5 protein-coding genes are annotated in these 8,071 nt (G+C 39.2%); 1 reads left to right on the forward strand and 4 read right to left on the reverse strand.

Annotated features, from left to right (window positions below):
- Window positions 1–447 precede the first annotated feature (447 nt).
- Entirely contained in the window at window positions 448–1,935 is a 1,488-nt protein-coding gene (gene dtpB / locus BHE89_RS05260; RefSeq protein WP_069368467.1) for a dipeptide/tripeptide permease DtpB, read from the forward strand.
- Between the two features lie 177 nt (window positions 1,936–2,112).
- Here the strand turns inward: dtpB and fbaA are convergent, their stop codons facing one another.
- From fbaA to tkt, 4 genes are all read right to left on the reverse strand, one after another.
- Entirely contained in the window at window positions 2,113–3,192 is a 1,080-nt protein-coding gene (fbaA, locus tag BHE89_RS05265; RefSeq protein ID WP_069368468.1) for a class II fructose-bisphosphate aldolase, read from the reverse strand.
- A 63-nt stretch (window positions 3,193–3,255) separates the two neighbouring features.
- Window positions 3,256–4,419: a phosphoglycerate kinase gene (gene pgk, locus BHE89_RS05270; RefSeq protein ID WP_069368469.1), complete on the reverse strand. Its 1,164-nt coding sequence runs from the start codon at window positions 4,417–4,419 to the stop codon at window positions 3,256–3,258.
- 87 nt (window positions 4,420–4,506) lie between these two features.
- Window positions 4,507–5,526 (reverse strand): erythrose-4-phosphate dehydrogenase, encoded by a 1,020-nt coding sequence (epd, locus tag BHE89_RS05275; protein WP_069368470.1) that lies wholly within the window; start codon window positions 5,524–5,526, stop codon window positions 4,507–4,509.
- A gap of 257 nt (window positions 5,527–5,783) precedes the next feature.
- A complete protein-coding gene (tkt, locus tag BHE89_RS05280; protein WP_069368471.1) occupies window positions 5,784–7,778 on the reverse strand; it encodes a transketolase in 1,995 nt (664 codons plus the stop codon).
- Window positions 7,779–8,071 lie beyond the last annotated feature (293 nt).

An 8,071-nucleotide genomic window follows, 5' to 3' on the forward strand; every position in this document is an offset into this window, starting at 1 on the left:
CACTTATTAACATCCGTTTGTTATAAAAGAATAATTTTTAATTATAATGAAAAAAATTCTTTCTATAAATCAATCAGTCACATAATCAAAAATATTTTCTCTCTACTTCTCCCTTTTATCTTTATTTAATTTAATCAGATTAAAATATAAACCAATAATAATCTCATTGATTATATTTTATACAAAAAATCAATTAAATGGCTTTATTTGAAAATAAATTAATGAATATTTTTTTCAATCTGGTATTAATCTTACTCACAGTGTGATCAACCTTTGAGAAGTCATTTCATCAATATATTAGTCTACTCGACTTGCTGATTACCTTCTTAAATTTGCAAACATCACTCCAAATGCGACAGATAATGTTACTGTTGTGTAACATTCTTCGTGAATGTGAGTAAATAACATCGTTGTTGAAAATAAATAATAATTAGGGGCATTACAGATATGGATAAACCCGCTCAAGTCGGTTTATTACAACAGCCTAAACCGTTCTTTATGATTTTCTTTGTAGAATTATGGGAACGTTTTGGTTACTACGGCGTACAAGGTATTCTTGCCGTTTATTTTGTTAGTAAATTAGGCTTCTCTCAAGAACAGGCTTTCATTACTTTTGGTGCTTTCTCTGCACTGGTTTATGGGCTTATTTCTATTGGTGGTTATGTTGGTGACCACTTATTAGGAACAAAACGAACCATTGTTTTAGGTGCGATTGTTTTGGCTATCGGTTATTTCATGACTGGTATGTCAATTATGTATCCTAATTTAATTTTCTACGCATTAGGAACTATCGCAGTGGGTAATGGTTTATTTAAAGCCAACCCTGCCAGCTTATTAGCAAAATGTTATCCACCTAAAGACCCTCGTCTTGATGGCGCATTTACGCTATTTTATATGTCGATTAATATCGGCTCATTAATTTCTTTATCTATCGCCCCTGTACTTGCAGAACGTTACGGATATGCACTGACTTATAATATCTGCGGTATTGGCTTGATCATGGCGTTATTAGTTTATTTATTCTGCCGTAAAATGGTTGCCAATATTGGTTCTGAACCAGACCATTTACCAATGAACTTTAGTAAGCTGTTATTAGTTATTGTTGGCTCAATTGTGATGGTATTTATTTGTGCATGGTTACTGCACAACGTGATGATTGCAAATATCGTCTTAGTCAGTCTGTCTATTATTGTTGTCTTCATTTATTTCCGTGAAGCGTTTAAACAAAAAGACAGAGTTGCTCGTAATAAAATGTATGTTGCATTTGTTCTGATGTTAGAAGCTGTTATTTTCTATATTCTGTATGCTCAGATGCCAACTTCACTGAATTTCTTTGCTATTCATAACGTTCATCACACGCTTTTAGGCTTTGAGATTAACCCTGTCAGCTTCCAAGCACTCAACCCCTTCTGGATCATTGTTGCTAGCCCAATCCTTGCTATCGCTTACAGTTATTTTGGTGCGAAAGGTAAAGATTTATCCATGCCAGCAAAATTTACTGCGGGTATGCTCCTGTGCTCATTAGGATTCCTTACCGCGGCAGCATCAGGTATGTGGTTTGCCGATGCTCAAGGCTTAACATCACCTTGGTTTATCGTTCTAGTTTACTTATTCCAGAGCTTAGGTGAACTGATGATCAGTGCGTTAGGTTTAGCAATGGTTGCAGCGTTCGTACCACAATACATGATGGGATTTATTTTAGGTATGTGGTTCTTAACACAAGCGACCGCTTATCTATTAGGCGGTTATGTAGCGACTTTCACAGCCGCACCAGAAGGTATTACAGATCCACTACAAACATTACCTATTTATACTGATGTATTTGGTAAAATTGGTATTGTGACCTTAATTGTAGGTATCGTTATGTGGGCAACCGTACCTTTATTAAATCGTATGATGAAAGAAAAAAACAAAGACGGTAAAGTCACAGGTTAATCTTCTCATCACTATATTGCTTGCTGTAAGCGTCTATTCATGAATAGGCGCTTTTTTATCGCTGTATTATCTCAAAAATCGCATTTCATATTAGTGAGTATTGCTAATAGTGGCTAAAGCCATAATAAAAAACCCGCCAAATAAGCGGGTTTAGTTTAATCATCAAGAATGATCTAATTACAATACATCAACTGAATTCAGCTCTTTAAATGCTTGTTCTAAACGAACAACCATTGATACTTGTGCGTGACGTAACCAGTTACGTGGGTCGTAATATTTCTTGTTAGGTTTATCAGCCCCTTCTGGGTTACCTAACTGGCCTTGCAGATAACCTTCGTTCTTTTTGTAGAACTGTAAGATACCATCCCAAGTCGCCCACTGAGTATCAGTATCGATATTCATTTTGATAACGCCATAGTCAACAGCTTCTTTGATTTCAGCAGCAGAAGAACCAGAACCACCGTGGAAAACGAAATCTAAGCTATTGTGTGGCAGATTGAATTTCTCAGATACGTAGTCTTGTGAGTTACGTAGAATTTTTGGTGTTAACTGAACATTACCTGGTTTATAAACACCATGTACGTTACCGAAAGAAGCCGCGATAGTGAAACGAGGACTTACCGCACTCAGTTTTTCGTAGGCATAAGCAACGTCTTCTGGTTGAGTATAAAGCGCAGAGCTGTCCATACCGGTGTTATCAACGCCGTCTTCTTCACCACCCGTACAGCCTAATTCGATTTCTAAAGTCATATCGATTTTAGCCATACGCGCTAAATATTTAGCACAGATTTCGATGTTTTCTTCTAATGACTCTTCAGATAAGTCAATCATGTGAGAAGAGAACAGTGGTTTCCCTGTTTTAGCGTAGTGTTTTTCACCCGCATCTAACAGACCATCAATCCATGGTAATAATTTTTTTGCACAGTGGTCAGTATGCAGAATAACAGGAACACCGTAGTATTCAGCCATTTGATGCACATGATGAGCACCAGAAATTGCGCCTAGAATAGCCGCTTGCTGTGGCACATCAGATTTAAGACCCTTACCTGCGATAAATGCAGCACCACCGTTAGAGAACTGTACAATAACAGGAGAACGAACTTTCGCAGCAGCTTCTAACACAGCATTGATTGAGTCAGTACCTACACAGTTAACCGCAGGCAGAGCAAATTTGTTTTCTTTTGCTACTGCAAATACTTTTTGTACATCATCACCCGTGATGACACCCGGTTTCACGAAATCAAAAACTTTAGACATGTAATAAGATCCTATATTTGGAACAGGTAGAAAATAACTTTCTACCTGTATGAGCTGACTTAATTACTGTTTAGCGCGTTCTTCTAACATTGCAACAGCAGGAAGTTTTTTGCCTTCAACAAATTCTAAGAAAGCACCACCACCGGTTGAAATGTAAGAGATTTTGTCTGCGATATCAAATAAATCAATAGCCGCCAGCGTATCACCGCCCCCTGCGATAGAGAATGCTTCGCTCTCTGCGATTGCATGAGCAATGATTTCTGTACCTTTGCGGAAGTTAGGGAATTCAAACACACCTACTGGACCATTCCACAGGATAGTTTTCGCGTTTTTCAGGATCTCAGCTAAACGTTCCGCAGTTACATCACCGATATCCAGGACTTGTTCATCGTCTTTGATATCACTTGCTGATTTTAAAACAGCCTCTGCAGTTTCAGAGAATTCAGTTGCAACGCGAACATCGCTTGGTACTGGAATATCGCATTTTTCCATCAGTTTTTTAGCATCATCAACAAGGTCTGCTTCATATAAAGAGCGACCTACTGGATGACCTTCCGCTGCGATAAAGGTATTTGCAATACCACCACCAACGATTAATTGGTCAGCAATTTTTGATAAAGAATCTAATACAGTCAGTTTAGTTGAAACTTTAGAACCACCAACAATTGCAACCATTGGGCGAGCGGGTTTATCTAATGCTTTACCTAATGCTTCAAGTTCTGCTGATAATAATGGACCTGCGCAAGCAACTTGCGCAAACTTAGCAACACCATGAGTTGATGCTTGAGCACGGTGAGCTGTACCGAATGCATCCATTACGAAAACATCACATAATGCAGCATATTGTTTAGACAGCGTTTCGTCGTCTTTCTTTTCGCCTTTATTAAAACGAACGTTTTCAAGAACAACTAATTCGCCTGCATTAACTTCAACACCATTTAAATAGTCTTTAGCAAGGCTAACTGGGGCAGTTAATTTATCTTTCAGATAGTCAACAACTGGTTTTAAAGAGAACTCTTCGTTGTACTCACCTTCGGTAGGGCGACCTAAGTGAGAAGTTACCATCACTTTAGCGCCTTGTTTTAACGCGGCTTCAATTGTTGGTAAAGAAGCACGGATACGCGCATCTGAAGTGACTTTACCATCTTTAACTGGAACGTTCAGGTCAGCACGGATAAGAACTCGTTTACCCGCTAGGTCTAAATCGGTCATCTTAATTACAGACATGATGAATCCTCTCATTGATTCTCTAAAATTTAGTAATCTTCTGTTCAGTGCCTTGTATTATTACGCGACACCGTCATTAAAACATGATTATTTAAAACCAGTTGTAGCCATTGCTAACGTTGTATCGAGCATTCTGTTAGCAAAGCCCCATTCATTATCACACCAGACTAAAGTCTTGATCAGGTGTTGCCCACTGACTCGTGTTTGTGTGCCATCAACGATTGCACTATGAGGGTCGTGGTTAAAATCAGTTGAGACTAATGGCAATTCTGTGTAATCCACTATACCACGAAATGCGCCAGTTGCTGATTTTTGAATTAACCGATTGACATCTAACACATTTACAGCAGTTTTTACAGTGACACTTAAATCAATGGCTGTCACATTAATTGTAGGAACTCGTACAGAAATTGCCTCGAAATGATCCTTAAATTTCGGGAAAATTCGAGTAATTCCTGCGGCCAATTTCGTATCAACAGGAATAATAGATTGCCCTGCTGCACGAGTACGGCGTAAATCCTTATGGTATGCATCAATCACGGGTTGATCGTTCATGGCTGCATGGATTGTTGTTACTGTTCCTGATTCTATATTAAACGCGTCATCCATCATTTTAATGATAGGAATAATGCAATTTGTTGTACAAGATGCGTTTGAAACAATTCGGTGCTCTTTTTTAAGTTCGTGTTGATTCACACCAAAAACAACCGTTGCATCTAAATCCGTTGTACCGGGATGAGAAAACAGGACTTTCTTTGCGCCTTGTGCAATATGTGCTTCACCATCAGCACGGGAACCATAAGCACCACTACAATCCAGTACAACATCAATACCAAGTTCACCCCAAGGCAAATCGGTAATATCCGCATGATGAAATAAACGAATGGTATCATCACCCACTTGCAATAAATCGTTATTTATTCGTACATCCCAAGCAAAACGACCGTGGCTGGAATCATACTTGAGAAGATGCCCAATGCCTTGAGCATCAGCCAATTCATTTATTGCAATAACCGTTATTTCAGCACGTTTACCTGATTCATAAAGCGCTCTTAACACATTACGCCCTATACGACCAAAACCGTTAATAGCGACTCTGATTGTCATGTGACTTCCTTGATAACTAGTGATTTGCAACCGCTTAGAATAATAGAGCAAGATACTAATCAACAATGATAAATCAAGTAAATCTAGAAATTGTGCAGTCACCGACATTTCGGGAGCAACTGAAACGGTTCAGCTTATGGTTAATCAGATTACGAGAAATGAGAGAAGATCGCAATAGTAAACAAAGATAGAAGAATAAAAAAAGAGCACATCTGAGAAATTCTTCCCAAAAATGTGCTCTTGTTAACATTTATTGATTATTTAAGTAAAGATTTTGCCTGTGTAACCACATTTTCAACAGTAAAACCAAACTCTTCAAATAATTCGTTTGCAGGTGCTGATTCACCGAAGCTATTCATACCGACAATCACACCATCTAAACCAACATATTTGAACCAGTAGTCAGCAATACCCGCTTCAATAGCAACGCGTGCTTTCACTGATGTTGGCAATACCGCTTCACGGTAATCTGCATCTTGTTTATCAAATGCATCTGTTGCTGGCATAGAAACAACACGCACTTTACGGCCTTCAGCGGTCAATTGTTCATAAGCGCTAACGGCTAATTCAACTTCAGAACCAGTGGCAATAAAGATTAATTCTGGAGTACCAGCGCAATCTTTCAGGATATACCCCCCCTTCTCGATATTTGCCAGTTGTTCTGCAGTACGTGGTTGCTGTGCAAGATTTTGACGAGAGAAGATCAGCGCTGTTGGACCATCTTTACGATCAATTGCATATTTCCATGCAACTGCTGATTCAACTTGGTCGCATGGACGCCATGTGCTCACGTTTGGAGTGACACGTAGGCTTGCCATTTGCTCAACGGGTTGGTGAGTTGGACCATCTTCACCGAGACCAATGGAGTCATGTGTATAAACAAAGATACTGCGGATCTTCATCAGTGCAGCCATACGCACAGCGTTACGTGCATATTCCATAAACATCAGGAATGTAGCACCATATGGAACAAAACCGCCATGTAATGCAATACCATTCATAATTGCAGACATACCGAATTCACGTACACCATAATGGATGTAATTACCCGCTTTATCTTCATTCAGCGCTTTAGAACCAGACCACATAGTCAGGTTACTTGGTGCTAAATCCGCAGAGCCACCCATGAATTCTGGTAATACTTTACCGAATGCTTCTAATGCATTTTGAGATGCTTTACGGCTTGCAATGCTTGAAGGATTTTGTTGTAAATTTTCAATAAATGCTTTGGCATCTTTTTCCCAGTTTGCGGGTAATTCACCAGAAATACGACGTTTAAATTCAGCCGCTAATTCAGGGAACTGTGCTGCATAAGCCGCAAATTTAGCATCCCATGCCGCTTCTTTTGCTTTACCTGCTTCTTTCGCATCCCACTCTTTATAAATTTCTTGTGGGATCTCAAATGCACCGTATTCCCAGCCTAACGCTTTACGTGTTTCAGCAATTTCTGCATCACCTAATGGAGAACCGTGAGAATCAGCCGTACCCGCTTTATGAGGAGAACCAAAACCGATAGTCGTTTTACAGATTAGTAGTGAAGGCTTGTCTGTGACTTGTTTTGCAGCTTCAATGGCAGCTTTAATGCTTGCTGCATCGTGACCATCAATACCACTGATGACATGCCAGCCATAAGCATCGAAACGTTCTGCGGTGTTATCAGTAAACCAGCCATGGACTTGACCATCAATAGAGATACCATTGTCATCATAAAATGCGATTAGTTTACCTAATTGTAATGTTCCAGCTAAAGAACACGCTTCATGAGAGATACCTTCCATCATACAACCATCACCCATAAAGGCGTAGGTGTAGTGGTCAACAATATCATGACCAGGACGGTTAAATTGAGCCGCTAATGTACGTTCTGCAATTGCAAAACCCACTGCATTTGCAATACCTTGACCTAAAGGACCCGTTGTTGTTTCAACACCAGGGGTATAACCATATTCTGGGTGGCCCGGTGTTTTAGAATGTAATTGACGGAAGTTTTTCAGATCATCTAAAGAAACTTCATAACCAGACAAGTGCAATAAGCTATAAATCAGCATTGATGCATGACCATTAGATAAAACGAAACGGTCACGATCAGCCCAGTTAGGGTTAGTTGGGTTATGATTTAAAAAATCACGCCATAATACTTCGGCAATATCAGCCATACCCATAGGGGCGCCAGGGTGTCCTGATTTAGCTTTTTGCACAGCATCCATACTTAAAAAACGGATCGCATTAGCAAGGGTTTTACGAGTGGTCATTTTCTACTCCAAGTCGGATAAAAAGCATCTAGATAGCTGATTCTCTCAATGCGGGCAAAAAACCGCAATATAAAAAATCCACAAAGGTGGCTATCGTAATTAACATAAAGCAATAATTCTTTGATTTGCTATGCATTTTTTACGATTAAAGCGGAAAATAACATTACACCACCGCATTGTTGCGCAACAAAAAGGGAAAAAGATAATAATTTGCGCAATTGAGAAGCGTGCTATTAAACCTTAGCTTGATATGACTAATCAAGATAAAATTTTTATTGCTGAATTATCCATTC

This window comes from Shigella sp. FC1967, assembly GCF_001743005.1.
Classification (GTDB): domain Bacteria; phylum Pseudomonadota; class Gammaproteobacteria; order Enterobacterales; family Enterobacteriaceae; genus Proteus.